This is a genomic window from Streptomyces sp. P9(2023) (assembly GCF_032436795.1).
Lineage (GTDB): Bacteria > Actinomycetota > Actinomycetes > Streptomycetales > Streptomycetaceae > Streptomyces.
The window spans coordinates 1-248 of record NZ_JAUPWM010000732.1 but is presented as its reverse complement, the minus strand read 5'-3'; the positions used below and the strand labels follow the sequence as shown (position 1 = coordinate 248).

Annotated in this window: 1 protein-coding gene; it reads right to left on the bottom strand. The window is 47.2% G+C overall.

Annotated elements, in window-relative coordinates; all coding sequences use genetic code 11:
- On the bottom strand, positions 1-248 hold a 248-nt coding region (locus Q5762_RS39270; RefSeq protein ID WP_315897108.1), incomplete at both ends, for a 4Fe-4S cluster-binding domain-containing protein.

Genomic DNA, 248 nt, shown 5'->3' with positions numbered 1-248 from the left:
CAGACAAATTTTGCAGGTTCGTGCAAACGACAAACTGAGCACTCTCGAAACGTTGTCGGCAAAACGCCCTCACCTTTTCAAGAATATCCAACCGAAGTAGTGGCTCTCCACCCTGAAATTCGATCTTGATCGAAGTTGTTGAAAGTTGGTTCAGAAACTGGAGAACAGCCTCAAGGGTTTCTTCATTCCAGTCAAAGCCCTTTGCCGTCTCCGAAACGCGAGAAACCTGGCAATAGCCACAAGTCAGA